Source organism: Ornithinimicrobium cavernae (assembly GCF_003121625.1).
Classification (GTDB): Bacteria; Actinomycetota; Actinomycetes; order Actinomycetales; family Dermatophilaceae; genus Ornithinicoccus; species Ornithinicoccus cavernae.
This window is the reverse complement of the sequence record NZ_QDDJ01000004.1, coordinates 285,086-311,720: the sequence shown is the minus strand read 5'-3', so window position 1 is coordinate 311,720 and position 26,635 is coordinate 285,086. Positions and strand designations below refer to the sequence as shown.

Annotated in this window: 25 protein-coding genes; 16 read left to right on the top strand and 9 right to left on the bottom strand. The window is 72.4% G+C overall.

Annotation, left to right across the window (positions count from 1 at the left end; all coding sequences use genetic code 11):
* Positions 1-84 precede the first annotated feature (84 nt).
* Together DA085_RS06255 and DA085_RS06250 are read left to right on the top strand one after the other, a co-directional pair.
* Positions 85-432, top strand: a complete 348-nt coding sequence (locus DA085_RS06255; RefSeq protein WP_109472084.1) for a DUF488 domain-containing protein — start codon at positions 85-87, stop codon at positions 430-432.
* Between the two features lie 79 nt (positions 433-511).
* Positions 512-1,003, top strand: a complete 492-nt coding sequence (locus DA085_RS06250; RefSeq protein ID WP_237565333.1) for a maltokinase N-terminal cap-like domain-containing protein — start codon at positions 512-514, stop codon at positions 1,001-1,003.
* Between the two features lie 3 nt (positions 1,004-1,006).
* Here DA085_RS06250 and DA085_RS06245 read toward each other — a convergent pair whose 3' ends face one another.
* Positions 1,007-1,906: a hypothetical protein gene (locus tag DA085_RS06245; protein ID WP_154402115.1), complete on the bottom strand. Its 900-nt coding sequence runs from the start codon at positions 1,904-1,906 to the stop codon at positions 1,007-1,009.
* A 69-nt stretch (positions 1,907-1,975) separates the two neighbouring features.
* Between DA085_RS06245 and gatC the strand changes: the two genes are divergently transcribed.
* The 3 genes from gatC to gatB are packed head-to-tail and all read left to right on the top strand — an operon-like array spanning position 1,976 to position 5,369.
* A complete protein-coding gene (gene gatC, locus DA085_RS06240; protein ID WP_109472082.1) occupies positions 1,976-2,272 on the top strand; it encodes an Asp-tRNA(Asn)/Glu-tRNA(Gln) amidotransferase subunit GatC in 297 nt (98 codons plus the stop codon).
* 8 nt (positions 2,273-2,280) lie between these two features.
* Positions 2,281-3,837: an Asp-tRNA(Asn)/Glu-tRNA(Gln) amidotransferase subunit GatA gene (gene gatA, locus DA085_RS06235; RefSeq protein ID WP_109472081.1), complete on the top strand. Its 1,557-nt coding sequence runs from the start codon at positions 2,281-2,283 to the stop codon at positions 3,835-3,837.
* Entirely contained in the window at positions 3,834-5,369 is a 1,536-nt protein-coding gene (gene gatB / locus DA085_RS06230; protein ID WP_109472080.1) for an Asp-tRNA(Asn)/Glu-tRNA(Gln) amidotransferase subunit GatB, read from the top strand. The genes gatA and gatB overlap by 4 nt, the downstream gene beginning before the upstream one ends.
* Positions 5,370-5,582: 213 nt before the next feature.
* Here the strand turns inward: gatB and DA085_RS06225 are convergent, their stop codons facing one another.
* Complete coding sequence (locus DA085_RS06225; protein ID WP_109472079.1) at positions 5,583-6,833, bottom strand: PQQ-dependent sugar dehydrogenase; 1,251 nt, start codon at positions 6,831-6,833, stop codon at positions 5,583-5,585.
* Between the two features lie 66 nt (positions 6,834-6,899).
* On the opposite strand from DA085_RS06225, the gene DA085_RS06220 reads away from it, so the two are divergent.
* The 5 genes from DA085_RS06220 to DA085_RS06200 all read left to right on the top strand — a co-directional run bounded on the left by DA085_RS06220 (position 6,900) and on the right by DA085_RS06200 (position 12,220).
* Positions 6,900-7,901, top strand: a complete 1,002-nt coding sequence (locus DA085_RS06220) for a 2-hydroxyacid dehydrogenase (RefSeq protein ID WP_109472078.1) — start codon at positions 6,900-6,902, stop codon at positions 7,899-7,901.
* On the top strand, positions 7,901-8,446 hold the full coding sequence (locus DA085_RS06215) for a SixA phosphatase family protein (RefSeq protein WP_109472077.1): 546 nt from the start codon (positions 7,901-7,903) through the stop codon (positions 8,444-8,446). Before DA085_RS06220 ends, DA085_RS06215 begins: the two co-directional genes overlap by 1 nt.
* Positions 8,446-9,309 carry a hypothetical protein gene (locus tag DA085_RS06210; RefSeq protein WP_161958434.1) on the top strand — a complete coding sequence of 288 codons (864 nt, stop codon included), beginning with the start codon at positions 8,446-8,448 and terminating at the stop codon, positions 9,307-9,309. Before DA085_RS06215 ends, DA085_RS06210 begins: the two co-directional genes overlap by 1 nt.
* A 45-nt stretch (positions 9,310-9,354) precedes the next feature.
* Positions 9,355-10,449: a branched-chain amino acid aminotransferase gene (locus tag DA085_RS06205; protein WP_109472075.1), complete on the top strand. Its 1,095-nt coding sequence runs from the start codon at positions 9,355-9,357 to the stop codon at positions 10,447-10,449.
* Positions 10,450-10,567: 118 nt separating this feature from the next.
* The gene (locus DA085_RS06200) at positions 10,568-12,220 is read left to right on the top strand and encodes a YncE family protein (RefSeq protein ID WP_109472074.1); all 1,653 of its coding nucleotides are present in this window, start codon (positions 10,568-10,570) and stop codon (positions 12,218-12,220) included.
* An 11-nt stretch (positions 12,221-12,231) separates the two neighbouring features.
* Here DA085_RS06200 and DA085_RS06195 read toward each other — a convergent pair whose 3' ends face one another.
* Positions 12,232-12,558, bottom strand: coding sequence for a TfoX/Sxy family protein (locus DA085_RS06195; RefSeq protein ID WP_109472073.1), 327 nt, complete (start codon positions 12,556-12,558; stop codon positions 12,232-12,234).
* A gap of 71 nt (positions 12,559-12,629) precedes the next feature.
* Positions 12,630-13,430, bottom strand: coding sequence for a TrmB family transcriptional regulator (locus DA085_RS06190; protein ID WP_109472072.1), 801 nt, complete (start codon positions 13,428-13,430; stop codon positions 12,630-12,632).
* Between the two features lie 81 nt (positions 13,431-13,511).
* Here DA085_RS06190 and DA085_RS06185 point away from each other — a divergent pair, with 81 nt between their 5' ends.
* The 3 genes from DA085_RS06185 to DA085_RS06175 all read left to right on the top strand — a co-directional run bounded on the left by DA085_RS06185 (position 13,512) and on the right by DA085_RS06175 (position 20,474).
* A complete protein-coding gene (locus DA085_RS06185; RefSeq protein WP_154402114.1) occupies positions 13,512-15,287 on the top strand; it encodes a choice-of-anchor tandem repeat NxxGxxAF-containing protein in 1,776 nt (591 codons plus the stop codon).
* Between the two features lie 89 nt (positions 15,288-15,376).
* On the top strand, positions 15,377-19,309 hold the full coding sequence (locus tag DA085_RS06180) for a S8 family serine peptidase (protein WP_161958433.1): 3,933 nt from the start codon (positions 15,377-15,379) through the stop codon (positions 19,307-19,309).
* Between the two features lie 13 nt (positions 19,310-19,322).
* On the top strand, positions 19,323-20,474 hold the full coding sequence (locus tag DA085_RS06175) for a WxL protein peptidoglycan domain-containing protein (RefSeq protein ID WP_161958432.1): 1,152 nt from the start codon (positions 19,323-19,325) through the stop codon (positions 20,472-20,474).
* Here the strand turns inward: DA085_RS06175 and DA085_RS06170 are convergent.
* The 5 genes from DA085_RS06170 to DA085_RS06150 form a co-directional block, all read right to left on the bottom strand.
* A complete protein-coding gene (locus DA085_RS06170; protein ID WP_109472068.1) occupies positions 20,471-21,325 on the bottom strand; it encodes a 3-methyladenine DNA glycosylase in 855 nt (284 codons plus the stop codon). The genes DA085_RS06175 and DA085_RS06170 overlap by 4 nt on opposite strands.
* Before the next feature lie 48 nt (positions 21,326-21,373).
* Complete coding sequence (locus DA085_RS06165) at positions 21,374-21,859, bottom strand: pyridoxamine 5'-phosphate oxidase family protein (RefSeq protein WP_109472067.1); 486 nt, start codon at positions 21,857-21,859, stop codon at positions 21,374-21,376.
* Positions 21,860-21,914: 55 nt separating this feature from the next.
* Positions 21,915-23,180 carry a geranylgeranyl reductase family protein gene (locus DA085_RS06160; protein ID WP_202619122.1) on the bottom strand — a complete coding sequence of 422 codons (1,266 nt, stop codon included), beginning with the start codon at positions 23,178-23,180 and terminating at the stop codon, positions 21,915-21,917.
* Positions 23,181-23,250: 70 nt separating this feature from the next.
* Entirely contained in the window at positions 23,251-23,772 is a 522-nt protein-coding gene (locus DA085_RS06155) for an SRPBCC family protein (RefSeq protein ID WP_109472066.1), read from the bottom strand.
* Positions 23,769-24,152 carry an ArsR/SmtB family transcription factor gene (locus DA085_RS06150; RefSeq protein WP_109472065.1) on the bottom strand — a complete coding sequence of 128 codons (384 nt, stop codon included), beginning with the start codon at positions 24,150-24,152 and terminating at the stop codon, positions 23,769-23,771. Before DA085_RS06150 ends, DA085_RS06155 begins: the two co-directional genes overlap by 4 nt.
* A gap of 109 nt (positions 24,153-24,261) precedes the next feature.
* On the opposite strand from DA085_RS06150, the gene DA085_RS06145 reads away from it, so the two are divergent.
* From DA085_RS06145 to DA085_RS06135, 3 genes are read left to right on the top strand one after another with little or no spacing between them, the layout of a single operon-like run.
* Positions 24,262-25,038, top strand: coding sequence for a fumarylacetoacetate hydrolase family protein (locus DA085_RS06145; protein WP_109472064.1), 777 nt, complete (start codon positions 24,262-24,264; stop codon positions 25,036-25,038).
* 9 nt (positions 25,039-25,047) lie between these two features.
* Complete coding sequence (murI, locus tag DA085_RS06140) at positions 25,048-25,863, top strand: glutamate racemase (RefSeq protein WP_109472108.1); 816 nt, start codon at positions 25,048-25,050, stop codon at positions 25,861-25,863.
* A gap of 2 nt (positions 25,864-25,865) precedes the next feature.
* Complete coding sequence (locus DA085_RS06135) at positions 25,866-26,633, top strand: MBL fold metallo-hydrolase (protein WP_109472107.1); 768 nt, start codon at positions 25,866-25,868, stop codon at positions 26,631-26,633.
* Positions 26,634-26,635: the final 2 nt, after the last annotated feature.

Sequence of the window (26,635 nt, the reverse complement as noted above, 5' to 3'; positions counted from 1 at the left end):
TGGCACGGGCACGGGAACTACCCCTGATCGGGCGGTTCGTTGGGTAGGTCTCGTGCCCGTGTCAAGGGCGCAGGGGGTGACCCGATGACCGAGATCAGCATCCGGCGCGTCTATGACGGCGTGCCACCCGGCTGGCACCCCGTCCTCGTCGACCGGATCTGGCCGCGGGGCGTGGCCAAGGACGACCTGGACGTCACGTGGCTGAAGGAGGTGGGCCCCTCGACCGGGCTGCGGCAGTGGTTCGGCCACGACCCGGAGAGGTTCGAGGAGTTCGCGCGGCGTTACCGCGCCGAGCTCAGGGACTCCGACGCCTTCGACGAGCTGCTCCGGGAGACGCGCGACCACCAGCGGGTCGTCCTGCTCTACGGCGCGAAGGACGAGGAGCACAACCAGGCGGTCGTCCTCGCGGACCTGCTGCGGGAGCGGCTCTGACCGCTGGCCCTAGGGTGTCGCTCATGGCGATCATCTACCGGGCCACGCTCACACCGACCAAGACCGAGCTCGTGCAGGCGTGGCTCGACCAGCAACCGTGGGGCGGGGAGGGGAAGTCGAGGTGGTCGGCGGCTACCGGTTCGACGACCCGGACGGCGAGGTGGGCGTCGAGGCGATGCTCATCGGCCGTGGCGGCGCAGTGTTCCACGTGCCGGTGACCTACCGTTCTGCGCCGCTCGAGGACGCCGCGGAGCACCTGATTGGCACGACGGAGCACTCGGTGCTGGGCCAGCGCTGGGTCTATGACGCGGCCGGCGACCCGGTGGCCCTCGCCTGCTACGGCCGCGCGCTGCAGGGTCAGCAGGAGCAGGCGGTCCTCGAGATCTACGAAGGCGACACCCTCGTCGCGGTGCGCGACCAGACGGCCCAGCTGCGCGTGGAGCCCACGACGGCGAGAGAGGCTGCGCCGGACGTGCGGCTCTCCCGGGTCGTGGGTGACGTCGAGGGACGGCACCGCCTCGTCGTCACGTGGCCCGGTGGTGAGGGAGCGGTGGCCGCCACCGTCAGCTGAGCGTCAGGCGAGCGGACCGACCTCGTGGATCTCGTTGCTGAACGCCGTCCGTGACCGGTCCCCGTCCTGCGGCTCAACGTCCACGACGATGCCGGTCTCCACATCGAGGGACACCCAGTATGCGGAGGGGTAGCCGGCCCCTTCCCCGGCACCGGAGGGCGTGTCACCGGAGGGCGTGCCGCCAGCGGGCATGTCCTCAGGGGGCACGCCGTCGGCACCGAACTCCAGGGCCTGGCTGACCTCACCGAACAGCAGCGGGCAGCAGGAGCAGCGCGGGTCGTAGCCGTCACCGGCGTCCTCGGCCGAGGACGGCAGGGCACGACAGGTCGCGGTCCAGGTGAGCCGCCCGAGGCGCTCGCGGGCGTGCACGTCGGTGACCTCGACCCCGTGGGACAGCTCGACCGGGTCGAGCATCGCCACCCACCGGTAGTTCTGCCACATCGGGTCGTCGTAGTCCGGCCCCCGCGGTCGCTCCCGCACCAGTCCGTCCGGGCGGCGCACGGGCTCGACCGACTGGGGAGGCACCGTGTCCGGCTCCGGGGACTCGTCCCGGGGAGCCAGCCCCGGCGTCATCGCCGACCAGCAGCCCCGGCGGAGGAGTGACGAGGGCCTTCGCGGGGTGAGCCAGCGGCGCAGCCCGCTCCGCGGCTGCTCGAGATAGAGCACCGACCCCGTGCATGGCACGCCGGTCTCGACGTGCCGCTCACCTCCGGCCAGCACCTCCAGGTGGCCGGGCCGTCGCAGCCACGCCTCCACCGGCTCCTCCTCGCCCGCGGTGCCGCCGCAGGGCCGGTGCGTGAGATGCAGCGTGCCGAAACGCCACGGCGAGGACCGCGCGAGGGCCCGGAAGTCGTCCGGCCCCGGCGCGGAGGGGAGAGGTGAGGCGCTCGGCATACGACTCATCCTGTCAGCGCGAGCTCGACGGGACGAGCGGTTTCAGGGCGCGGCTCGCGGGAACCTAGACTGGCCCCCATGTCCGCTCTGTCCCGCGACGATGTCGCGCACGTCGCCATGCTGGCCCGCATCCAGCTCACCGATGACGAGCTCGACCGGTTGGCCGGTCAGCTCGACCAGATCGTCGGCTGGGTCGGTCAGATCAACGAGGTCGCCGCGCAGGACGTGCCGCCGATGAGCCACCCGCTGCCGCTGACCAACGTGACCCGCGCCGACGAGGTCCGCCCGAGCCTGACGCCCGAGCAGGCGCTCGCCGGCGCGCCCGCGTCGGCGCAGCAGCGCTTCAGCGTCCCCCGCATCCTGGACGAGGAGTGAGCGGCCGTATGTCGACAGTCACCGACCTCACCTCCCTCACCGCGGCGCAGATGGCCGACGGCCTGGCGGCCGGTGAGTTCACCTCCGTCGAGCTCACCCAGGCGCACCTGGACCGGATCGCCCTCCTCAACCCGGTGCTGAACGCCTTTCTGCACGTGGACTCCGAGGGTGCGCTGGCCACCGCAGCGGACGTCGACGCGCGCCGCGCCGCGGGCGAGGAGCTGCCCCGCCTGGCCGGCGTCCCGATCGCGGTCAAGGACATCGCGTGCACGCAGGGTCTGCCGACGACGGCCGGGTCCCGCACCCTCGAGGGCTGGATCCCGCCCTACGACGCCACGATCGTCACCCGCCTCAAGGAGGCCGGGCTGCCGATCCTCGGCAAGACCAACATGGACGAGTTCGCGATGGGCTCCTCCACCGAGCACTCGGCCTACGGCCCCACCCGCAACCCGTGGGACCTGGACCGGATCCCCGGCGGCTCCGGCGGCGGCAGCTCCGCAGCCGTGGCGGCGTTCCTGGCGCCGCTGGCGATCGGCTCGGACACCGGCGGCTCGATCCGCCAGCCGGCCGCGGTCACCGGCTCTGTGGGCGCCAAGCCGACCTACGGCGGCGTCTCCCGCTACGGCGTCATCGCCCTGGCCTCCAGCCTGGACCAGATCGGCCCGTGCGCCCGCACCGTCACCGACGCGGCCCTGCTGCACGAGGTCATCGGCGGGCACGACCCGATGGACTCCACCAGCATCGACGCCCCCGTGCCGCCGGTGGTCGAGGCCGCGGCCAACCGCGACCTGACCGGCCTGCGCGTGGGGATCGTCAAGGAGCTGACCGGCGACGGTTACCAGGCTGGCGTGCAGGCCCGTTTCGACGAGTCGGTCGAGCTGCTGCGCCGTGCCGGGGCCGAGATCGTCGAGGTCTCCTGCCCGCACTTCGACTACGCGATGGCGGCCTACTACCTGATCCTGCCGAGCGAGGCGTCCTCCAACCTGGCCCGCTACGACGCGATGCGCTACGGCCTGCGCGTCGGCCCGGACGGGGTCGACAGCCCCAGCGCCGAGCAGGTCATGGCCGCCAGCCGCGACGCCGGTTTCGGTGACGAGGTGAAGCGTCGCATCATCCTCGGCACCTACGCGCTGTCCTCGGGCTACTACGACGCCTACTACGGCCAGGCCCAGAAGGTCCGCACGCTCATCGCCCGGGACTTCGAGGCGGCGTTCGAGCAGGCCGACGTGCTCATCAGCCCGACGGCGCCGACCACGGCGTTCCGGATCGGTGACAAGCTCGAGGACCCGATGGCGATGTACCTCAACGACGTCGCGACCATCCCCGCCAACCTGGCCGGGATCCCCGGACTGTCCCTCCCCAGTGGGGTGGCGGACGAGGACGGCCTGCCCGTCGGCATACAGATCCTTGCCCCGGCCACCCAGGACCAGCGGATGTATGCCGTGGGGGCGGCCCTGGAGGCCCTGTTGGCAGAGCAGTGGGGCGGGTCGGGCAGCGTCCTGGACCGGGCCCCGGACGTCACCACAGGGGTCACCACCGGAGCGAGTGCGGAGGACGCGAAGTGAGCACCTACACCCAGGACGTCGTCTCCTACGACGAGGCGCTGACCAGGTACGACCCGGTGCTGGGCCTGGAGGTCCACGTCGAGCTCAACACCGCGACCAAGATGTTCTGCGGGTGCGCCCAGTCCTTCGGCGCCGAGCCGAACAGCCAGGTCTGCCCGGTCTGCCTGGGGCTGCCCGGTGCGCTGCCGGTGGTCAACGCCAGGGCCGTGGAGTCGGCGATCCGCATCGGCCTGGCGCTCAACTGCGAGATCGCGCAGTGGTGCCGGTTCGCGCGGAAGAACTACTTCTACCCCGACATGCCCAAGAACTTCCAGACCAGCCAGTACGACGAGCCGATCGCGTTCGAGGGCTACCTGGACGTCGAGCTGGACGACGGGTCGGTCTTCCGCGTCGAGATCGAGCGCGCGCACATGGAGGAGGACACCGGCAAGTCCACCCACATCGGCGGGGCGACCGGCCGGATCCACGGCGCGGAGTACTCCCTGGTCGACTTCAACCGGGCCGGGATCCCGCTCATCGAGATCGTCACCAAGCCGATCACCGGTGCCGGGGAGCGGGCGCCCGAGGTGGCCCGCGCCTACGTGGCCGCGCTGCGTGACCTGCTCAAGGCGCTGGACGTGTCCGAGGTGCGGATGGAGCAGGGCAACGTGCGCTGTGACGCCAACGTCTCGCTGCGCGCGAAGGCCGGCGACGACGCGACGGCGCCGGAGCAGCTCGCGGTCCCGCTGGGCACCCGCACGGAGACCAAGAACGTCAACTCGCTGCGCTCGGTCGAGCGGGCGGTGCGCTACGAGATCTGCCGGCACGCCGCCGTGCTGGACTCGGGCGAGAGCATCCTGCAGGAGACCCGGCACTGGCACGAGGACACCGGAGTGACCACGTCCGGTCGCCCGAAGTCCGACGCCGACGACTACCGCTACTTCCCCGAGCCGGACCTGGTGCCGGTCGCCCCGACCCGCGAGCGGGTCGAGGAGCTGCGGGCCACGCTGCCCGAGCCGCCGGCGCAGCGCCGCAAGCGGCTGCAGGCCGACTGGGGCTACTCCGACCTGGAGATGCGTGACGTCGTCAACGCCGGTGCGCTCGAGGTGATCGAGGAGACCGTCGCCGCGGGTGCCACGCCCGCGGCCGCCCGCAAGTGGTGGATGGGCGACCTGGCTCGTCGTGCCAACGAGGCCGGCAGCGCCGTGACCGAGCTCGGCGTGACGCCCGCGCACATCGCCGAGCTCGACGGGCTGATCCGCGACGGCCGGCTCAACGACTCGATGGCCCGTCAGGTCATGGAGGGCGTGCTGGCCGGAGAGGGCACGCCCACCGCGGTGGCCGACGCCCGCGGGCTGGAGCTGGTCCAGGACGACGGCGCCCTGGAGGCGGCCGTCGACAAGGTCATCGCGGCCAACCCCGACGTCGCGGACAAGATCCGGGACGGCAAGGTCCAGGCCGCGGGTGCCCTGATCGGTCAGGTCATGAAGGAGATGCGTGGTCAGGCCGACGCGGCCAAGGCACGCGAGCTCATCCTGGGCAAGCTGACCTGAGCGGAGCCCGGCTACCTGCTGCTCGCTCTGGTGCTTCGGGTGGGTCGCGCGCGCTTGGGCAGAGCGCGCCCCGTGCAACCTGCAGCAGGTTGTGCTTCTTCGAGCCGGCTCTAGCCAGCTCGAAGAAGCACAACCCGCTCTCAGTGCAGGGCGTGACATCGCCGGCCCTCGGTCGACGGGGCCGGCGAGGGAGCGCTCTGAGGACGAGTGGGATCAGTCGAGTCCCGCAGGATCCGCAATGAGCAGGAGCCGGTCGTCCTCGGGAGCCGGGTCGCCCCGGAAGGTGTTGCTGGTCAGCACCCAGAGGTCGCCGTCCGGACCGGTGACGACGCTGCGCAGGCGCCCGAGCTCGCCCTCGAGCAGGCGCTCCGGCTCGCCCACCGTGACGGACTGCCGGTCGGTGCCCGTGCCGCGGTCGATGACCGGGATCCGCCACAGCGACTCACCGCGCAGCGCGGCGACATAGAGGGTGCCGTCGCGGGCCACGGCGAGCCCCGAGGGAGAGGCGTCCTCGGTCGGCCAGCTCACGACCGGGTCGGTGAACTCCGGCTCGCCGCCGGGACCCTCGACCTCGGGCCAGCCGTAGTTCGCGCCCGGCTGGATCAGGTTGACCTCATCGAGCGCGTTCTGCCCGAACTCGCTGGCCCACAGCCGGCCCGCCGCGTCCCAGCCGAGCCCCTGGACGTTCCGGTGGCCGAGGGAGAGCACGGGCGAGGCCGGGTCGGGGTTGTCGGGCGCCGGCTCCCCGTCCGTGGTGACGCGCAGGATTTTGCCGGCCAGCGACGTCGGGTCCTGGGCGCTCGCGCCCTCGGAGGCGTCACCGGTGGTCACATAGAGGTAGCCGTCAGGCCCGAAGGTGATGCGGCCACCGTTGTGGTTGCCGGCCCTCGGGATGCCCTCCAGCACGACCTCGACCTCCGCCGCGTCGGCGCCCTCGCCCGGCCGCACCCGCAGCACCCGGTTGTCGGTGTCGGTCGTGGCATAGGCGTAGAACACCTCCGGGCGACCCTCGTGCCAGGGCGAGTCCGCGGCGACGGCGAGCCCCAGGAGGCCGCCCTCACCACCGGCCGCGACCCCCGGCACGGTCGTCACGAGCTCCGGGTCCGAGCCCGGCTCGACGCGGAACACCTGGGCCGTGTCGCGCTCGCCGACCAGGAGGCTGCCGTCCTCCAGCGCCACGAGTCCCCAGGGCACCTCGAAGCCGGTCGCCACGGTCACCACCGGACCGGTGGGCTCTGGTGCCTCTGTCACCGGCCCCCCACCACCGGTGCCGACGTCAGCGGTGCCGGACCCCTGACCGGACCCCTGATCCCCCGGCCCGGAGCCCTCGCCCGTGCCGACCTCACCACCCGGGCGCGGCCCGGGCACGGACACACCGGTCGGCTCGCGGTCCGCACCAGAGCAGGCAGCAAGCACCAGGGCCCCGAGTGCGACCGCCACAACGCTGTGGACACGCCATCGCATGGCCACACTGTGTCATGCATCACGCCCGGCGCCTCACTCCCCGCGGCCCTCGGCTAGCGTGGACGCGTGCCTGTCATCAGTGTCCCGCCGGGAATCATCGAGCTCGTGGAGCCTGTCGACGGGGTGGAGCTCGTCGCCTGGGACGTCGCTGGCGATCCGCCCCGCGACGATCTCGAGATCGTGGTCATCCCGCCGTTCAACTCCCCGTTCATCACGCGGCTGGCCGAGCTGCCTGCCCTGCGCGCCGTGATCCTGTCCACGGCCGGCTACGAGCACGCGATCCGGTTCCTGCCTCCTGGGGTCACCATGGCCAACGCCGTCGGGGTCCACGACACCACGACCGCCGAGATGGCCCTGGCCCTGATGCTCGCCGCCCAGCGTGACCTGCCGACCTTCGTCCGTGCGCAGGACCGCGCCGAGTGGCTGCCGTCCGGCGTCGACCGCTCGCTGGCCGACGCCCGGGTGCTCGTCGTCGGCTACGGCGGCATCGGCACGGCCCTGGCCAGACGTCTGGTCGCCTGCGAGGCGACCGTCACCGCGGTCGCCAGCCGGGCCCGCGACGGTGATGAGTATGTCGACAGGGTCCACCCCGTCGACGACCTGTCAGTGCTCCTCCCGGACCACGACATCGTGGTGCTGGCGCTCCCGCTGGTCCCGCAGACCCGCGGGCTGCTCGGGGGCGAGCAGCTGGCCCTGCTGCCCGACGACGCCCTCGTCGTCAACGTCGGCCGCGGCCCGCTCCTGGACACCGACGCGCTGGTCGCCGAGTGCGCCTCCGGTCGCCTCCGGGCAGCCCTGGACGTCACCGACCCCGAGCCGCTGCCGGCCGACCACCCCCTGTGGCGCACGCCCGGGGTGCTCATCAGCCCGCACCACGGCGGCAGCACCACCGCGTTCCCGCGGCGCCAGGCGAGGTACGTCACGACCCAGCTCGAGCACTATGTGCGGACCGGCGGGCTCGCGCACGTGGTGGCCACCGGCGCTGCCACCCCCGAACCGACCGACGCGGCCACCCCCGAGCCGACCGGCGTGGCCGCACCCGCGGTCGCCTCCGGAGCGGAGTCCTGATGGGACCCGCAGACGGCGAGCGGCGCCTGGTGCTGGTGCGTCACGCCAAGACCGAGCAGGTGCCAGGCAAGGTCGACCACGACCGCGAGCTGCTGCCGCGCGGGGTCGCCGACGCGCGTGCCGGGGGTGCGTGGGTCGTCGAGCACGGGCTGGTGCCGGACCTGGTGCTGTGCTCGACGGCGACCCGCGCGCAGCAGACCTGGCAGGAGCTCGCCGAGGGCGGGGGCCTCGGGGACGTCGAGGTGTGGCACGACCGGCGGGTCTACAACGCCTACCCCGACGAGATCCTCGCCGTGGTCCACGAGGCCCCGGCGGAGGCCCGGACCGTGTTCGTCATCGGCCACGCGCCCGGGATCCCTTCTCTGGGAGCGGGGCTGGCGGATGCAGAGACGAGTGACACCGCGGCCCTCGAGGCGCTGCGCGAGGGGATGCCGACCGCCGTCGGCCTCGAGCTCGCCGTGCCGGGGGAGTGGTCCGGGCTGTCCGAGCGCTCTGCGCGGTTGGTCGGCTTCCACCGGTGGCGGGGTCGGCAGGAGGCGCAGTAGTGAGCCGCCGCGCCACCCTGCTGGAGCCGGACTCCGCGGACCTGACCCTGCTGCAGGACCGGCAGGTGGCCGTGCTGGGGTTCGGCCCGATCGCCTCCGGGCACGCGCTGAACCTGCGCGACAGCGGGGTCGACGTCCGGGTGGGCGTGCTCGCCGAGAGCCGGGCCGCCGTGCGCGCCGAGGTGGAGGGCCTGCTCGTCGTGGCGCCCGAGGACGCGGTGCGCCAGGCCGACATCGTCGTGGTGCCGACCGACGACTCCACCGACCCGGCGACGCTCCAGCAGCTGCTGGAGACCGGCCTGGAGACCGGTGACCTCGTGCTGGTGACCGGTGGTGACCCGGTCCACGGGGGCGAGGTGACCGTGCCCGAGGGGGTCGACCTGGTGGTGCTGCAGACGATCGGGGGGCCGGAGCGGCTCCGCACCGAGTACCTCGACGGACGCGGGGTCCCCTGCCTGGTGGCGGTGGAGACCGACGCGAGCCGGGTCGCCTGGCCGGTGCTCACGGCATACTGCCAGGCCCTGGGGGCCCTGCGGTCCGGTGCCCTGGTCACCAGCGCCGCCGAGCTCACCGAGGCGAGCCGGTATGCCGACACGGCCGTGCACGAGGCCGTCCAGCGACTGGTGGAGGACGGTTTCGACCGGCTCGTGGAGCGGGGGACGGCGGAGGAGGTCGCCTACCTGGTCACGCTGCACGAGCTGAAGGACCGGATCGACACCGCGTGGGCCGCCGGTTTCGGCACCGAGCAGGTGCCCGACCACGACGCGGCCGAGCTGTCGAGCCGGCGGGCGGTGGCGCGCGCTGCGCACCCGATCGAGCAGGTGGGTCGGCGCGTGCGGGCACTGATGAGCTGGATCCGGTGACCAGGTAGTTTGGAGACCCGCAACGACGCAGGCCCAGGAGGACCCATGACCACCCAGACCGCACCGACGTTCGCTGTCGAGCAGCGGCCCGACCCGGCCACCGACGAGCAGGTGGCCGAGCTCCTGGCCAACCCTGCGTTCGGTGCGAAGTTCACCGACCACATGGCCCTGGTGGACTGGACCAAGGACGGTGGGTGGAGCGACCCGCGCATCACGGCCTACGGCCCGATCCCCCTGGAGCCGGCCGCGGCGGTCTTCCACTACGGCCAGGAGATCTTTGAGGGCATGAAGGCCTACCGGCACACGGACGGCACGGTGTGGACCTTCCGCCCCGAGGCCAACGCCGCACGGTTCGCCCGGAGCGCGCGGCGGCTGGCCCTGCCCGAGCTGCCGGAGGACCTGTTCGTGGAGTCGCTGCGGGCGCTGGTGGGCATCGACCAGCGGTGGGTGCCGGACCAGTCCCTCGGTGAGGTGAGCCTCTACCTGCGGCCGTTCATGATCGCCACCGAGCAGGCACTGGGGGTGCGTCCCACCAACCGGGCGCTCTACTGCGTGATCGCCTCGCCGGCCGGTGCCTACTTCCCCGGAGGCCTGAAGCCCGTGAGCATCTGGCTGTCCGAGGACTACGTCCGCGCGGCCCCCGGCGGCACCGGCACCGCCAAGTGCGGCGGCAACTACGGGGCGTCGCTGGCCGCGCAGGCGGAGGGCATCGAGAACGGCTGCGACCAGGTGGCCTTCCTCGACGCGGTCGAGCACAAGTGGGTCGAGGAGCTGGGCGGCATGAACCTGTTCTTCGCCTACCGCGACGGCACGATCGTCACGCCCGAGCTGAGCGGCACGATCCTGGAGGGCATCACCCGCAGCGCCCTGATCGAGCTGGCCCGCGAGAAGGGCCATGAGGTGATCGAGCGGAAGTACTCCATCGACGAGTGGAAGGCCGACGCCGCGAGCGGCGAGCTCGCGGAGGTCTTCGCGTGCGGCACCGCCGCCGTCATCACACCGGTCGGCACGCTGAGGTGGCGCGGTGGCGAGATCGGCATCGGCGGCGGCGAGATCGCCGAGACGCTGCGCAACTCGCTGCTGGACATCCAGTACGGCCGGGTCGAGGACGCCCACGGCTGGATGCACCAGCTGGTCTGAGACGCGCGGCCCTACCGTCGGGCCCTTCCCTGGGAGTACGATGCACCGATCCGAGGGAGACTTCTTCCGCTGCCAGCCGCATCCCGTGACCAGTGGTTGAAGCCGGAATGGACGAGCCATGGGCCGGTTCGTATGGAGACTGGGGTCCGTGGGCGCCGTGATCGCGGCGCTCATCGCCTCCACCGCGCTCCTCGCTGCGGCTATCACGACGGTCTCGGACGTGCCGGAACGGTCCTGGCGCGTCGACGGCCGGGTGAACGACGTGCTCGTCCTCGGCGACACCGTCTACGTGGGCGGCAACTTCCGGAACGCGACGAGCCCCACCGGTGAGGTCGTCTCGCGGTCCCACCTCGCGGCCTTCGACGTCCACACCGGTGAGCTCCGCCGGAGCTTCCGGGCGGATGCCGGCAGCAGTGTGCGCGCGCTGGCCACCGACGGCGAGGACCTCTTCGTCGGCGGCTGGTTCGGCCGAATCCAGGGGGTCTCCCGGACCCGCCTGGCCAAGATCGACCTGTCCACCGGCCTGGTCGACGCCACCTTCCGACCGGCCGTCGACGGCGCCGTCCTGGCCCTGGACCACAAGGACGGCGCCCTCTATGTCGGCGGCGACTTCCAGACCGTCGCCGGGGTCGCCCGCAACCGGCTGGCCAAGGTCGACAGCGACTCCGGGGCGGTGGACGCCACCTTCCGGGCCTCGGCCAGTGCACAGGTCCGCTCCCTGGTGGCCAACCCGGCGAGCAACGTGCTCTACGTCGCCGGCAACTTCGCCACGCTCTCCTCGGTCAGCCGTGCGGGGCTCGGTGCGGTCTCCACCTCGACCGGCGCGGTCGTCGGCCCGGCCTTCGCCTCCAGCGTGCGGCCGACGCTGGGCGTGACCATCAACGACCAGGGCACCGTGCTCTACGCCGCGGTCGGTGCCGGCAACAACAGCGCCAGCGCGTGGAGCACCAGCTCGGGGGCCAGGCTGTGGCGCCGGACCGCCATGGGTGACGTGCAGGCAGTGGACTACTTCGACGGTCGCCTCTACTTCGGTTTCCACGAGGGCTACGGCGGCGACACCACCCTGAAGCTGCTGGCGGCCGATGCGACCACCGGTGTGATCGCCGCGGACTTCTCCCCGACGTTCAACGCCTTCTGGGGTGTCTTCGCCATCGAGGCGCACGCGGCCGGCGTGGTGGCCGGCGGGGACTTCACCAACGTCGCCGGGGTCCCGGCCCAGGGGTTCGTGCGGTTCGAGGCGAGCAGCGGACCGCTGCCCCCGGACGACCGGGTCCTCGTGGACGGGGGGACCGCGTCCTGGACCTACTGGGACCGCGGGGCCACCTCGAGCGCCTGGCGCAACCCCGGCTTCGACGACTCCGCCTGGGAGGTCGGCAGCGCCGAGTTCGGCTACGGCGACGGTGACGAGCGGACCGTGGTGGACTTCGGCCCGTCCTCGGGGGACAAGTACATCACGACCTACTTCCGCACCTCCTTCACCGTCGACCAGCGCCCGCAGGGACTCACGATCCAGCTCCTCGCCGACGACGGCGCCGTCGTCCACCTCAACGGAACCGAGGTGGTGCGGGACAACATGCCGAGCGGGACGATCGCGTTCTCCACGACGTCGGAGGCGAACCGCTCCGGCAGCGCCGAGTCGACGGTCCGGTCCTTCACCATCGACCCGGCAACCCTGGCGATCGGTGAGAACGTGCTGGCCATCGAGGTGCACCAGGACTACCGGTCCTCCTCGGACCTCAGCCTGGACGCGGACCTGGTCGGTCTCGGCTGATCACCGGTGAGCTACTTCGGCGGCAACGTCCTGGCGTAGGCCACTCCGCGGGCCACGATCTCGCGCAGCTGCTCGTCGGTCCCCACCCCCTCGGCGTCGACGTGCAACCAGCCGGACATCACCCGCTCGCCCATGACCTGGGGCCGGATGTGCTCACCCACGGGGTCCGCGCGGCCGGGGTCCCGCCGGAACATCAGGGCGCCGTCGCTGCCGGCGGCGACGGCCATGTTGCCGTCGACCAGGAAGGCGAGGCCGCCGAACATCTTCTTCTCGGTGAGCCCCGGCTCGTCCGCGAGGACGTGACGGATCCGCTCGGCCAGCCCCTCGTCATACGTCATGCAGGCAGTATGCCGTCAGCCGGCCCCCGGCGCCCGTCACCCGGGCGCAGGGGCCGGCAGGCGGGCGGCCCTCAGGTGGCGGGACCGATCGACCCGAACGGCTGCGCGTTGGACCACATGGTCTCGAAGGCGATGCCGAGCGTGCTGGCCAGATCGCGGTGGTGCACCACGATGGTCGTCACGGAGGACCCGTTCTCCACCGGGTCCGGCATGTTGAACGCCACCGACTGCCGGTCGACGATGGTCATCTTCAGGGGGAGGTCCTCGCCGATCCGGACCTGCTCACCGAGGCGTGCATAGGCCTGCAGGAGCCGCTCGAGGTCGGGGTCCTCCAGCAGGGACCGCTCGTAGATGACCCGGATGGTGACCCCCGACGGGAGGGTCGCGTCGTCCGAGGACGGTGGCGCAAGGTACGGCGGCCGGACGACGGCGAGGATCTCCTCCTGCGCCCCGTTCCACAGGCGGTCGATGCGTTGCACGGTGTGCGCGGGGTTGCGCAGCACCTCCACGTAGTCCAGCGGCTCCCCGCGGTCCTGGCCCTCGAGGAACCGCGCCTGGAGGTCGACCGCGAGCGTGTGGGACCGGACAGCCAGCTGGTCGAGCTCGTGGCGCCGGACGGCGAGCAGGCTGTCGAACACCTGGTCCGGTGGCTTGGCCCGGTAGCGCAGCCCCGGCGTCCCCGAGACCGGGGCGACGAAACCGCGCTCCGCCAGGGAGGCCAGCACGTCGTAGGCCCGTGGGCGGGGGATCTGTCCCAGGCGTGCGATCTCCGCGGGGGTGGCGTCGTCCCGGCCGATCAGCGCGACATATCCCTGGGCCTCGTACCGGGTGAGGCCCAGGTGCACCAACTCTCCGACTGCTGCATCGTCCATCTGAAAACCGTACTGTAACTATTGACAGTGGTAACAATCCTGGGAGAGACTGCCGACGGTTGCCTACCCGGAGGTTCAATGATGTTCACCCGCCCTCGCCCGTCGCTGCGTCGTTCGTTCACGACCGTCCTCGGTGTCGCCCCCCTCGTGACCGCGCTCGTCGCCGCCCTGGGGGCCGCGCCGATGGACACCCCAGGTGATCCTTACAGCGACACGGAGCTGCAGGCGCGCACCAACCTGCTGGCCAACGACGCGGGCCACAACCTTCCTCCGGGCTCGTCGTTCAACAGCATCACGCCCCAGATCAACGCCACGGCCGAGGTCTCGTTCCGCGTGCAGTACGTCGCCGGTCTCGACCCGACGGTCGGCCGCCCCGGCGTGTGGTTCGGCAGCGCAGGTCAGGGCGAGATCGTCCACACCGGTGACGAGGGGGGCACCATCCCGGGGGAGGCGATCCTCAACGACCACGGCGACATCGCCTTCACGCTGGGCGGGGGCGGCGTGGACAACATGCTGTACCTCTACGACGCCGACGCCGGAACGGCCAGCAGGGTCGGGACCGCACCGGTGCTGCCGAACTCCTACTCGTCGGCGGCCGTCGACAACGACGGCAACATCGGGTTCCAGGCCTCGTTCTCGGCCGGCCGTGCCCTGGCCGCCCTCCGCGACGGCACCGGCGTCTTCTACGCGAGCGACCGGGGACTCGACCCGGAGAGCCCGTTCACCTACTTCTACACGGCGCAGTACAACCACGCCGGCCAGATCGCCGTGAAGGTGTCCACCTCCGACGACAAGGTGACCGCCCAGGAGCTCCGCGTGTTCGAGCCGGACGGCTCCTCGAGCGTCCTGCTGGCCAACCAGGCGGTGGACCCTCAGTCGCCCTACAAGAAGTTCGACAACAGCATCGCCGTGAACGACGAGGGGGTCATCGCCGCCGTGGCCGAGCGGGTCTCCGACGGCGCGAAGGTTGTCGTCCGCACGGACGGCGAGACGGTCACCGAGATCGCCGCCGAGAGCGCTGACGGGCCGGTGCGGACCATCGAGTACTTCCGCCCGGACATCAACAACGCGGGTCAGGTGGTCTTCCGCGCCGTCGGCCCCGCCGGACAGGTGATCTACGTCGGGGACGGCGGTGACCTGGTGGAGGTCGCCGCCAAGGGCGACGTCGTCGCCACCGACCTGGGCACCGCCCAGCTCGGCCAGCACAACACCAGCCCCGTGTTCGGTGGGGGCCCCACGATCAACGACCGCGGCGACGTGGCCTTCGCTGCCGGTGTCCACCCGGAGGGTGACAACCAGGTCGAGTGGGGGACCGGTGTGTTCGTGGCCTACGGGGGCGGTGACGGGTCCGAGCCACCGGTCGGTGAGGCGAGTGAGGAGATCGTGGCGACGGTTCCCGAGGACGTCGGAGAGGGGTCGTTGCTGATCTCGGTGGACCAGCAGGACCGGACGGTGCAGCTGCCGGAGATGGCGTCGCTGGGTGACCGGCTGACCACGGCGGGTGAGCTGCGGCCGGTGACGGTGACCGACTCGCGGGCCAGCGACCCGGGCTGGGACGTCTCGGCCCAGGTGTCGGAGTTCGTGGCCGCCGAGGGGGCCGGCTCCTTCGGCGGCGGCTTCCTCGGCTGGTCCCCGACGGTGGGGTCCTCCTCGGATGGCCAGGTGGTCACGCCCGGCGGGGTGGTCGCTCCCGGGTTCCCCTCGGGTGAGGGGCTGTCGGTGCCGCGCCCGCTGGGCTCGGCGGAGACGGGAGCCGGTCGTGGCTCGGCGGTGCTGGGCGCCGGCCTCGAGCTGCAGATCCCGGTGGACACGACGCCGGGCGTCTACACCGCCGTCCTCACGATCACCGCGATCTGATGCGTTTGTCACGGCTGCCTGCAGCCTCTCGGACGAGCAGGGGATCCGAGCGGCTGCGCAGGCCCTGGCACGGGCGTGTGCTCGCGGCGGTGGTCGCCGTCGCGGCGGTCGGCGTGGTGCCGGCCGTCGCGGCAGCGCAGTTCGGCCAGTCCGACACGACACCGGTCATCGCGTCCGGGTCCGGCACGAGCTCGGCCACGGCGGCATCCTCGGACACGGCACCGACACCCGAGAGCAGCGGTGCCCTGGGCACCTCCGCGACCGGCCGGTGGATCGTGCGCCTCGACGAGCCGTCCCTGGCCACCTACACCGGTGGGGTCAAGGGGCTCAGCGCCACGGACCCGGCGGTGGCGGGCACGGACCAGCTCGATGTGCGCTCCCCGGCGGCCGTCGCCTACGCAAACCACCTGCGGGCGCGACAGGACGCCTTCGTGACCAGCGCCGAGAGCCACCTGGGACGTGACCTCACGATCGAGCGGCACTACCGCGCGGTCCTGAACGCCGTCGTCGTCGAGGCCGAGCAGTCCGAGGCCTCCGCGCTGCGGGGACTGCCCGGTGTGGCGGCCGTCTACCCGGACGAGCTGCGGGAGCTCACCACGGACGTCTCCCACGACCTCATCGGGTCGGCGGCCATCTGGGACGGGGCGACCGGCGCCGAGGTCGGCACCAGGGGCGAGGGGGTCCTCGTGGGCGTCCTCGACTCGGGCATCAACCCGGACCACCCCTCCTTCTCCGCGACGGACGGCTCCGGCTACCAGCACGAGAACCCGCTGGGTGACGGCGAGTACCTCGGGGTGTGCGACCCGTCGAACAGCCGGCAGCCGGACGAGGCGATCTGCAACGACAAGCTGGTCGGCGCCTGGTCCTTCGACTACCGCTCCGACAGCGCGATCGACAGCGACGGCCACGGGAGCCACACGGCCGCCACCGCGGTCGGCAACGTCCATGACGCGACCTTCACGGTCGGGGACTCCTCGTTCACCCGCGAGGTGTCGGGCGTGGCTCCCCGGGCCAACCTCATCACCTACCGGGTCTGCCTGAACAACTGCCCGATCACCGCGATCCTGGCCGGCATCGACCAGGCCGTCACGGACGGTGTCGACGTGCTCAACTTCTCGATCGCGGGTTCCGACAGCCCGTGGGTCGACCCCGTGAGCGTGGGCTTCCTGGAGGCCGCGAACGCCGGGATCTTCGTCGCGGCGGCCGCCGGCAACGACGGGCCGGGAGCCAGCACCGCCGCCCACACCGGGCCGTGGGTCACGGCTGTTGCCGCCTCGACCACCGGTCGCGTCTTTGCCCAGACCCTGGACGTCACGACGTCCGGTGCCCCCGAGGGGCTCAGCGGCGTGGCTGCCGTGCCCTCCGGTGACGGTCCGGGCCTGACCGGCACCCTCAAGGCGCCGGTCCGCGACGCCGCACAGGTCGCCGCCGGCAACGGCACGGGCTGCGCCGCCTTCCCGACCGGGGCCCTCGACGGCGTTGTCGCCCTCATCGAGCGTGGCGGGTGCAACTTCTCGGACAAGGTGACCCACGCGGCCGCCGCCGGGGCCGACGCCGTCGTGGTCTTCAGCGACTCCGTCGGTCCGCCGACCACCATGGGCGGCCTCGCCGGTACCGCGGTGCCGGCCGTCATGATCGGCCGGTCCGACGGGCTGGCGCTGCGCGACTACGTGACCGCAGTCGGGGCCCACGCGAACGTCCGCCTCAACCCCGAGACCTCGCTGGTCACCGATGAGCAGTGGGCCGGCGTCATCGCCGGGTTCTCCTCGCGCGGGCCGTCTCGCTACGACCTCCTGGCGCCGACGCTCACGGCCCCCGGAGTCAACATCCTGGCGGCCGACGCGGGCGCGGCCGACGCCTACATGGTCCAGCAGGGCACCTCGATGGCCTCGCCGCACGTGGCGGGGGCAGGAGCGCTCCTGACGTCGTTGCACCCCGACTGGACACCCATGCAGATTCGCTCCGCCCTCGCCGCCTCCGCGGCCCCGGAGGTCCTCAGCTCGGGCGCCGGCCCCACGACGGCGTTCGACCAGGGCTCGGGGCTGATGGACCTGGAGGCCGCGGGGCGGGCGGGTCTGGTCCTCGACGAGACCTATGCGAACTTCCGGGCGGCCAACCCGGCCCCCGGCTTCGACGGGGACCCCCAGACCCTCAATGTCCCCGCCCTCGTGGACCACGAGTGCGGCTCCTCGTGCACCTGGACCCGCACGCTGACGAACGTGGCGGACGCCACGGCGACCTACACGGCGACCGGCGCGAGCGCGGACGGGCTGTCCCTGCAGGTTGAGCCGGCAACGGTCACCCTGTCGCCGGGCGAGTCCGCCACCGTGGTGGTCACCGCTCAGGCCGGCGGGCAGCCGGTCGGCGAGTGGGCCGGCGGGTCGGTCACCTGGTCCACCACGGACACCCACGCGAGCGGCGTGGCGATCGCGGACGCGCAGTTCCCGGTCATGGTGATGTCCACAGCCGCTCAGATCGACGTCGAGCCGGCAGCGATCGCCGCCGAGCAGGCCCCCGACACGGTCACGCAGCACACGCTGACCATCGGCAACACCGGTGGTCAGGACCTGGACTGGAGCGTGCTGGACGAGGCCGGGGAGCAGGCGATCACCCTGCACCCGGTCGCCGCCACCTCCCTCACGTCGTCGGCGCTTCCCCAGGACCGGGCACGGCCCGGCGACGGGGCAGGGCTCCAGCCCCTGCACAGTCCGCAGACCCTGACCACCGGTGCGACGCCGCCGTCGGTCGGGGTGCCACAAGCACCCGCCGGGTCGGTCACGATGACCCACTCGGAGTCCCAGGAGATCGTCGCGAACAACACCGTGGCCTGCTCCACCGAGGACGGTCTGACGGGCGACAACGGGTTCCTGCGGACCTTCACCCTCGCCGACTTCGCGATCACCAACGACTTCCACGTCACGGACGTGTCGTTCGGGGTGGAGGCGGTCAACCTCGGCCCCTCGACCGTGACCGTGCGGCTCTACACCCTGGACGGGCAGTCGCTGACCTACGCCAACCTGAGCCCGATCGGCAGCGCCGAGGTGACGCTGGAGCCCCAGGTCCTGCAGCTGGTGACGGTCCCGGTGAACGCCACGGTGCCGTCCGGGTCGACCCTCGTCGTCGAGCTGGACGCGCCGGCGACCAGCGAGACGAGTGGCTTCTTCGCCGGATCCAACGCCGCGGGCGAGAGCGCTCCGTCCTACCTGCGCTCGGCGGACTGTGGCATGCCGGAGCCGGCGCCGATGTCGGCGATCGGCTTCCCGAACACGCACCTGGTCATGAACGTCACGGGGACCACCGAGCTGCCGGACACCCAGCTGCCGACCTGGCTGACGGTCGAGCCGATGTCCGGCACCGTCCCCGGCGGTCAGAGCCAGGACGTCACGGTCACCGTCGACTCGGCGGGCATGAGCGCGGGGGAGGTCCACGACGCGGTCATCATGCTGGCCTCCAACGACCCCGACCACCCGACCACCCCCGTCGCGGTCACGGTGAGGGTCCCGGACGACGGGTCCGAACCGCCTGCCGGGGAGTCCAGCCAGGACATCGTGGCCACGGTGCCCGGAGACGTCGGTGAGGGGTCGTTGCTGATCTCGGTGGACCAGCAGGACCGGACGGTGCAGCTGCCGGAGATGGCGTCGCTGGGTGACCGGCTGGCCACGGCGGGTGAGCTGCGGCCGGTGACGGTGACCGACTCGCGGGCCAGCGACCCGGGCTGGGACGTCTCGGCCCAGGTGTCGGACTTCGCGACCGGGCCGGGTGACGCCCTGTTCACCGGTGGTTTCCTGGGGTGGTCCCCGACGGTGGGGTCCTCCTCGGAGGGCCAGGTGGTCACGCCCGGCGGGGTGGTCGCTCCCGGGTTCCCCTCGGGTGAGGGGCTGTCGGTGCCGCGCCCGCTGGGCTCGGCCGAGCCGGGTTCTGGTCGTGGCTCGGCGGTGCTGGGCGCCGGCCTCCACCTGGAGGTCCCGGTGGACACGACGCCGGGGGTCTACACCGCTGTCCTGACCATCACGGCGCTGTGATCTGATGCTCGGCATGGCACACGGAGGACGGGTGGCCGTCGCGGCGGTGATCGCCGGTCTCGCACTCGCGGTCAGCCCCGCGACCGCCCAGGACCAGGCGCAGCAGACCGACGGGGCGAGCCCCGCCCTGACCTGGTCGGTGCAACCGGCCGGCGAGGAAGGGGCCGACGGCCGTCCCCACTGGGAGTTCGAGGTGGAGCCGGGTGAGTCGGTGGAGGACCTTGCCCAGCTCAACAACTTCAGCGAGGAGCCGGTGACGTTCCGCGTCTACTCCCACGACGCGATCAACAGCCCGGACGGCGGCTTCACCCTGCAGCCCGCGGACGTCCCGGCCACCGAGGTGGGAGCCTGGGTCGCCCTGGACGAGCAGGTCACCGTCGAGCCGGGGGACAGCGTGAACATCCCGTTCACGCTCAGCGTCCCCGCGGACGCGACCCCGGGGGACCACGCCGGCGGCATCGTCGCGTCGGTCACCTCGCAGGCGACCGACGCGAAGGGGCAGCAGGTCCTGGTCGACAACCGGGTCGGCTCGCGCATCTACCTGAGGGTCGCCGGGGACGTCAACCCGGCTCTCGAGGTGAGCAACCTGTCGGTCTCCTTCGACCGGTCCTGGATCCCGTTCACCACCGGCACCGCGACCGTCACCTACGAGGTGCACAACGCCGGCAACCTGCGTCTGTCCGGCGAGCAGAACATCACCGGGCACGGGGTGTTCGGGCTCGGGAGGCACACGCTGACGCCCGACCCGGTCGGTGAGGTCCTCCCCGGCGAGTCCGTCACGGTCTCCCAGGAGGTCGAGGGGGTCCTGCCCCTGTTCCGGGTGACCGAGGAGGTGCTGGTGACCCCTCAGGTGCCGCAGACCGGCTCGGCCACCGCGCTCCCACTCGTCCAGGCGACCCAGGCGACCGACGCGTGGGCCCTGCCGTGGATCGAGCTCGTCATCCTGGCCGCCCTCGTCCTGCTCGTGGTCTGGTCCTCGTGGCGTCGACGGCGCACCAGGAGGAAGAACGCCCAGCAGATCGATGAGGCCGTGGCCAGGGCGCGCGAGGAGATGCGCAAGGAGCTGCAGGCGTCGGCCAGGTCGGCACAGCCCCCGGCTGCGGGCACGGCGGCTCCCGGCGCGGACCGGCCCACCTCGGGCGACGGGGACGCGGGAGACCGCTAGGACGGCGCGGGGAGGACGGCGAGCAGGCGCTGGCGCAGCGCGTTGGAGCGCTCGCTGAAGGCGCGCTGCGCCGCGGCGTACTCCGCCCGCCCCTCGGGTGTCTCGATCCGCACCGGCTCGTAGCCCAGCCCGGACAGGTCGTAGGGCGCAGCCCGCATGTCGAGCTCGCGGATCTCCCGGGCCAGGCGGAACGCCTCGAGCGTCAGGTCGCTCGGCACCAGGGGCGCGAGCTTGAAGCACCACTTGTAGACGTCCATGCCGGCGTGCAGACAGCCCGGCTGCTCCATCGCCAGCTGCCCCTCGCGCGTCGGGGACAGCCGGTTGAGCGGCGCGGCCTCCGGGGTGAAGAACCGGTAGGCGTCGAAGTGCGAGCAGGTGATGGTCGCCGCCTCCACGACCTCGTCGGTGCCCGCCGACCCGAGCCGCAGCGGCCAGCCCCCGTGCCGGATCTGCTCCCCGGAGGCGCGGTAGACCATTGCCCACTCGTGCAGCCCGAAGCACCCGAACCGGCCGGGGCGCGAGAGCGTCGCGGACAGCAGCCGGCGCACGAACAGCAGCGCCGACTCCCGCCGCTCCACGAACGAGGCGACGTCCAGACAGGCCCGCCCCTCGGCATACGTGTAGTAGGACCAGTCGGCCCGCTCGGCCGCGCCCTCGAGCGCGACCCCGGCGCCGGGGTGCCAGCGGCGCAGCTGCCCGGGGCGGTGGTCGTAGTACTCGAACAGGAAGTCCTCGACCGGGTGCCTGCGACCGTCCGCGCGGCGCTCCAGCCGACCGGTCGTCAGCCGGTCGACCTCGGCGGCGTGGGCGTCGGCACGCGCGCGCCAGACGGGTTCGGGGAGGACCTGCACGGTGCCCCAGGCTAACTGCTGACCAGCCGCGGTATGCCGACAGTCGGCTCAGGTGGCGCGCTCGACCAGCTCCTGGAGGAAGCCTGGCAGCCGTCCGGCACCGAAGTCGTAGAACCGCGCCCACTCGGGGGTGACCGCGATGCGGGCCATCCGGTCGTACGTCCTGCGGACGTTCTCCTCGAACTGCTGCGCCGCCTCCGCGTCCATCGACTGCCGTGCGGCCAGGAGGTACTCCTCGACCACGCCGTCGACGATCGTCAGGCGTGCCGTTCCGCGCACCGACAGGGCCCGTGCCCGGCCGGGCTCGGAGGTGAACGAGAGCGCGACCTGCGGCCGTGCGGTCAGCGCGACGACCTTGGGGGCGGTCGCGGCGGTGGCGACCACGATCTCCTGGCCGGTCCAGTAGAAGCCGACCGGGACCACCCGTGGTGTGCCGTCGGTGCCGGTGTAGGCGAGGTGGGCGGCGCCGCCGCTGTGGAGCAGCTCCTGGGCACCGGCCTCGCTCAGCTCCGCGCGTATCTGCTGCTGGTCCATCGCTGCCTCCTGGGTCGGGTCCGCCTGCGCGTGGGCGCGGTCGGTCGGGGACGGGTCAGCTGAACGGCGCCCGGGCGTCCAGCCGTTGTGAGCCCTTGCCGGCGAGGCGCCAGAGCCGGGCGGCGGCGTCGCGGTCCTCCTCGGTGATGAGGTTGCCCATCCAGCGCAGGGCCAGTCGCATCATCCAGGGGGAGCGCATGCCGATCGGCCCCAGCCGGGGCAGCACCCAGGGGACCGTCACCAGGCCCGCCAGCCGCCGGGCGATGGAGAACGCCTCGCCGTAGTGGTCGGTCAGCAGCGCCGGCCAGGCGGCAGAGAGGTCGGACTCCTCGGACAGCAGCTCTGCCGCCAGCCGGCCGGTCTCCAGGCCGTAGTCGATGCCCTCACCGTTGAGCGGGTTGACACAGGCCGCCGCGTCACCGATCAGCATCCAGTTCGGACCGGCCACCCCGGACACCGCGCCGCCCATCGGCAGCAGCGCCGAGGTCGGCATCCGCAGGTCACCGCTGACGCCGAAGTCCTCGCGGCGCTGGTCGGCATAGAGCTTCATCAGCGGCCGCAGCTGCACCTCGGCGGGGCGCCTGGCCGTGGCCAGCGTGCCGACACCCAGGTTCACCTGGCCGCCACCGAGCGGGAAGATCCAGCCATAGCCCGAGACGATCGAGCCGCTCTCGTCCCGCAGCTCCAGGTGCGAGCTGATCCACTCGTCGTCGCTGCGCTCGGAGTCGACGTAGGAGCGCGCCGCCACGGCATACACGGTGTCGCGGTGCCACTCGCGCCCGAGCATCTTGCCCACCGGCGAACGGACGCCGTCAGCGACGATCAGCCGGTCGCACTCGATCTCGAAGGTGCCGTCGGCGCCCTTGAAGGTCACGCCGCGCACGCGGCCGGCCTCCTGCCGCACCGCGGTCGCGCGGGCACCGTCCAGGCCGAGGGCGCCGGACTTCAGGGCGACCGTGCGCAGGTGGTCGTCCAGCTCGGTGCGGGGCACCGCGGACCCGTAGGCCGGCAGGCTGCCGGCGGCCTTGCGGCCCCGACCCTCCGTCCACTCCAGGTGCAGGGTCTGGCCGAAGCCGTGCGCCCGCAGCCCCCGGCTGGTGGGGTGGGTGCGGATCCAGTCGCGCAGCCCGAGCAGCTCCAGCTCGGCGATCGCCCGGGGGGTCAGGCCGTCGCCGCAGGTCTTGTCCCGGGGGAAGGTCGCCGCGTCGGCGAGCACCACGTCCAGGCCGGACCGGGCGGCCCACGCCGCCGCGGCCGAGCCGGCAGGTCCGGCACCGACGACGAGGACGTCGGTGCGCTGGGGAGGGGAAGAGACGGTCACCTGCACGATTCTCTCAGGTCCCCGGAGCGCTCTGGCTCCCACCTCGTGCCCTCGCGGCCACGGGGGAGTCTCAGGCGAAGACGCTGCGGTAGTGCGCGGTGAGAGCCGGGTAGTAGTCGTCCCACACAACCGTCGCCGGGTCGCCACCGGTCTCGGCGGCCACGAGACGGTCCAGGTAGTAGTGCCAGCCGGGGCCGACACCCTCGGCCAGGGCGGGGTCGGGGACGTCCTGCGCGAAGACCAGCGTGGTCACCCCGGCCTCCTCGGTCAGGTCGAGCCGGAAGCTCCAGACCTGTGGCTCGGCGTCGTCGGTGAGCACGGTCGAGGTCAGGCGCAGCAGCCGGGGCGCCTCGCACTCGTCGATCTGCATGCGCTCCGGGGCGGCGTCCTCACCCTCGAAGCCCATCCGGAACTGCACCTCACCGTCGGCGGGGTCGCCGGTCCAGTCGCCGATCCAGCGGGCGAGCCGGTCGGACTCGGTGACCGCCGCCCAGACGTCCTCGATGGGGGCCCGGAAGGTGCGGGTGAACTCCACGAAGGTCCGGCCGTCGTGGACCTCGCGGGTGCCGTGGGTGCTGGTCGGGGTGCTCATCCTGTCTCCTTGGTCGCAGTGGTGTCCGGGGCTGTGCCCGTGTGCCGGCGGTTCCGGCCGACCCGGCGCACCTCGAGGTCGAGGCCGTCGAGGGCGTGCTCCGGGATCGGCGGGGCCGTGGGCCGCCCCGCCGGGGCGACGTCGTCCAGCCACGCGCGGACCGGGTCGAGCGCGTCGGGCACGAGCCGGTAGTGGCGCTCGCGCCCGACGTCGTCGGCGTCCACCAGCCCTGCCTCGCCGAGCACGCGCAGGTGCCGGCTGATCGCCGGGCGGCTGATGCCGTGGCCCTCGGTCAGGTCCACGACGCGGGCCGCGCCCCGGCTGAGCCGCTGCATCAGCGCACGGCGCACCGGGTCCGCGAGGGCGGTGAACGGGTCCATAGTGTTATTGGTAACACGCTCGTTACCAATCCGTCAAGGCCGCGAGGCGCACGGTGCGGAAGCCGCGTTGCGTGTCGGGGGCCGACGTGCGGCGATTAGGCTGCCACCCATGCGCATCTGCAGGTTCACCACCGGAGAAGACCCCGAGTTCGGACTGGTCGACGGGGAGGGGAAGCGGATCGTCTCGATCACGGGCGACCCGCTCTACACCAAGATCGAGCTCACCGGCGCGAAGTACGACATCGAGGACGTGCGGCTCCTCGCGCCGGTGATCCCGCGGTCCAAGGTGGTGGCGGTGCAGAAGAACTACGTCGACCACGCCAAGGAGATGGGCGGCAGCGTCGCCGAGGTCCCGGGCCTGTTCTTCAAGCCGAACACCTCCGTCGTGGGCCCGGGCGACCCCGTGGTGATCCCGTCGATCACGCAGGAGGTCAGCTACGAGGCCGAGCTGGCGGTCGTGATCGGCCGGCTGTGCAAGGACGTCCGTGCCGAGGACGTGGCCGGCGTGATCTTCGGCTACACCGTGGCCAACGACGTCACGGCCCGGGACCTGCAGCGCTCGGACGGCCAGTGGTCCCGTGCCAAGGGGATGGACACCTTCTGCCCGCTGGGCCCGTGGATCGAGACCGAGCTCGACACCTCGGACCTGCGGGTGATCAGCCGGGTCGACGGCGAGGTCCGGCAGGACGGGACCACCGCGGACATGGTGCACGGCATCGGCCGGCTCATCGAGGTCGCCTCGGCCGCGTTCACGCTGCTGCCCGGTGACGTGGTGCTGACCGGCACCCCCGCGGGCGTCGGCCTGGTGGAGCCGGGCCAGCGCGTCGAGGTCGAGGTCGAGCGCATCGGCTCGATGAGCAACCCGTTCGTCCGGGCCGACACGTAGTCTTTGCCGGTGCAGGATTCTCCGGTCGGCGTCTTCGACTCGGGCTTCGGTGGGCTCACCGTGGCCCGGGCGGTCATGGACCAGATGCCGCACGAGTCGGTGCTCTATCTCGGTGACACGGCCCGCGCCCCCTACGGCCCACGGCCGATCGCCGAGGTGCGGCAGTACGCCCTGGAGTGCCTGGACCGCCTGGTCGACCACGGCGTCAAGGCCCTGGTCATCGCGTGCAACTCGGCGTCGGCGGCGATGCTTGCGGATGCGCGGGAGCGTTATGACGTGCCGGTCATCGAGGTGATCCGCCCTGCGGTGCGCCGTTCCATGGCGGCCACGCACAGCGGTCGGGTCGGGGTGATCTCGACCCAGGCCACCCACCAGAGCCGGGCCTACCTGGACGCGTTCGCCGCGGCACCGCCGACGGTCCGGGTGTTCAGCCAGCCGTGCCCGCGGTTCGTGGAGTTCGTGGAGGCGGGCGTCACCAGCGGTCCGGACGTGCTGGCCACGGCCCGCGACTACCTCGCGCCGCTGATCGAGGCCGACGTGGACACCCTGATCCTGGGCTGCACCCACTACCCGTTGCTGTGGTCGGTGCTGCAGTACGTCCTCGGCGAGCAGGTCACCCTCGTCTCGTCCGCCGAGGCGACGGCCACGGAGCTGTTCCGCGTGCTCACCGACACCGAGACGCTGCGCCCGGAGAGCCAGGGGGAGCCCTCGCACCAGTTCCTCACCACCGGTGACCCGCACGGCTTCACGCCGCTGGCCCGCCGGTTCCTCGGCCCGGAGGTCGAGCACGTCGGGCGCGCCTACGTCGGCAGGGAGGGGGAGTGAGCCTGCACCTGACCGTCGTGGGTTGCTCAGGGTCCTTCGCCGGCCCGGACAGCCCCGCGTCCTGTTATCTGCTCCAGGCCGAGATGGGGGGCCGCACGTGGCGGCTCGTGCTCGACCTCGGCAGCGGCGCACTGGGGGCGCTGCAGCGGCACACCGACCCGCTCGCCCTGGACGCGGTGGTCCTCTCGCACCTGCATCCCGACCACTGCCTGGACCTGACGGGGCTGCACGTGATGCGCAGCCACTGCCCCACCGGGCTGCCGGGGTCGCGGCTGCCGGTGCACGGTCCGGAGGGCACCGCCGAGCGCATGGCCCGGGCGCACGGTGTGGAGGGACCCACGGACGTCAGCGACGTCTTCGAGTTCGTCACCGTGCGCGACCGGCAGGACTTCACGGTCGGCCCGTTCCGGCTGGTGCCGGTGGCGGTCAACCACCCGGTCGCCGCCTTCGGCTTCCGCGTCGAGGCGGGCGGGGCGACGATCGCCTACACCGGTGACACCGACTCCTGCCCGGCCCTGCTCCCGCTCATGGCCGACGCCGACCTGGTCCTCGCCGACAGCGCCTTCGTCGAGGGGCGCGACCACGGCAGGGGCATCCACCTCTCCGGCCGCCGGGCCGCCCAGGCGGCGGTGGCCGCCGGTGGGGTGCAGCGGCTGATGCTCACCCACATCCCGGCCTGGAACGACCCGGAGGTATGCCGCGGGCAGGCGGCCGAGGTCTGGCCCGGCGAGGTGGAGCTCGCCGAGCCAGGCCGCACCTATGTGCTGTGACG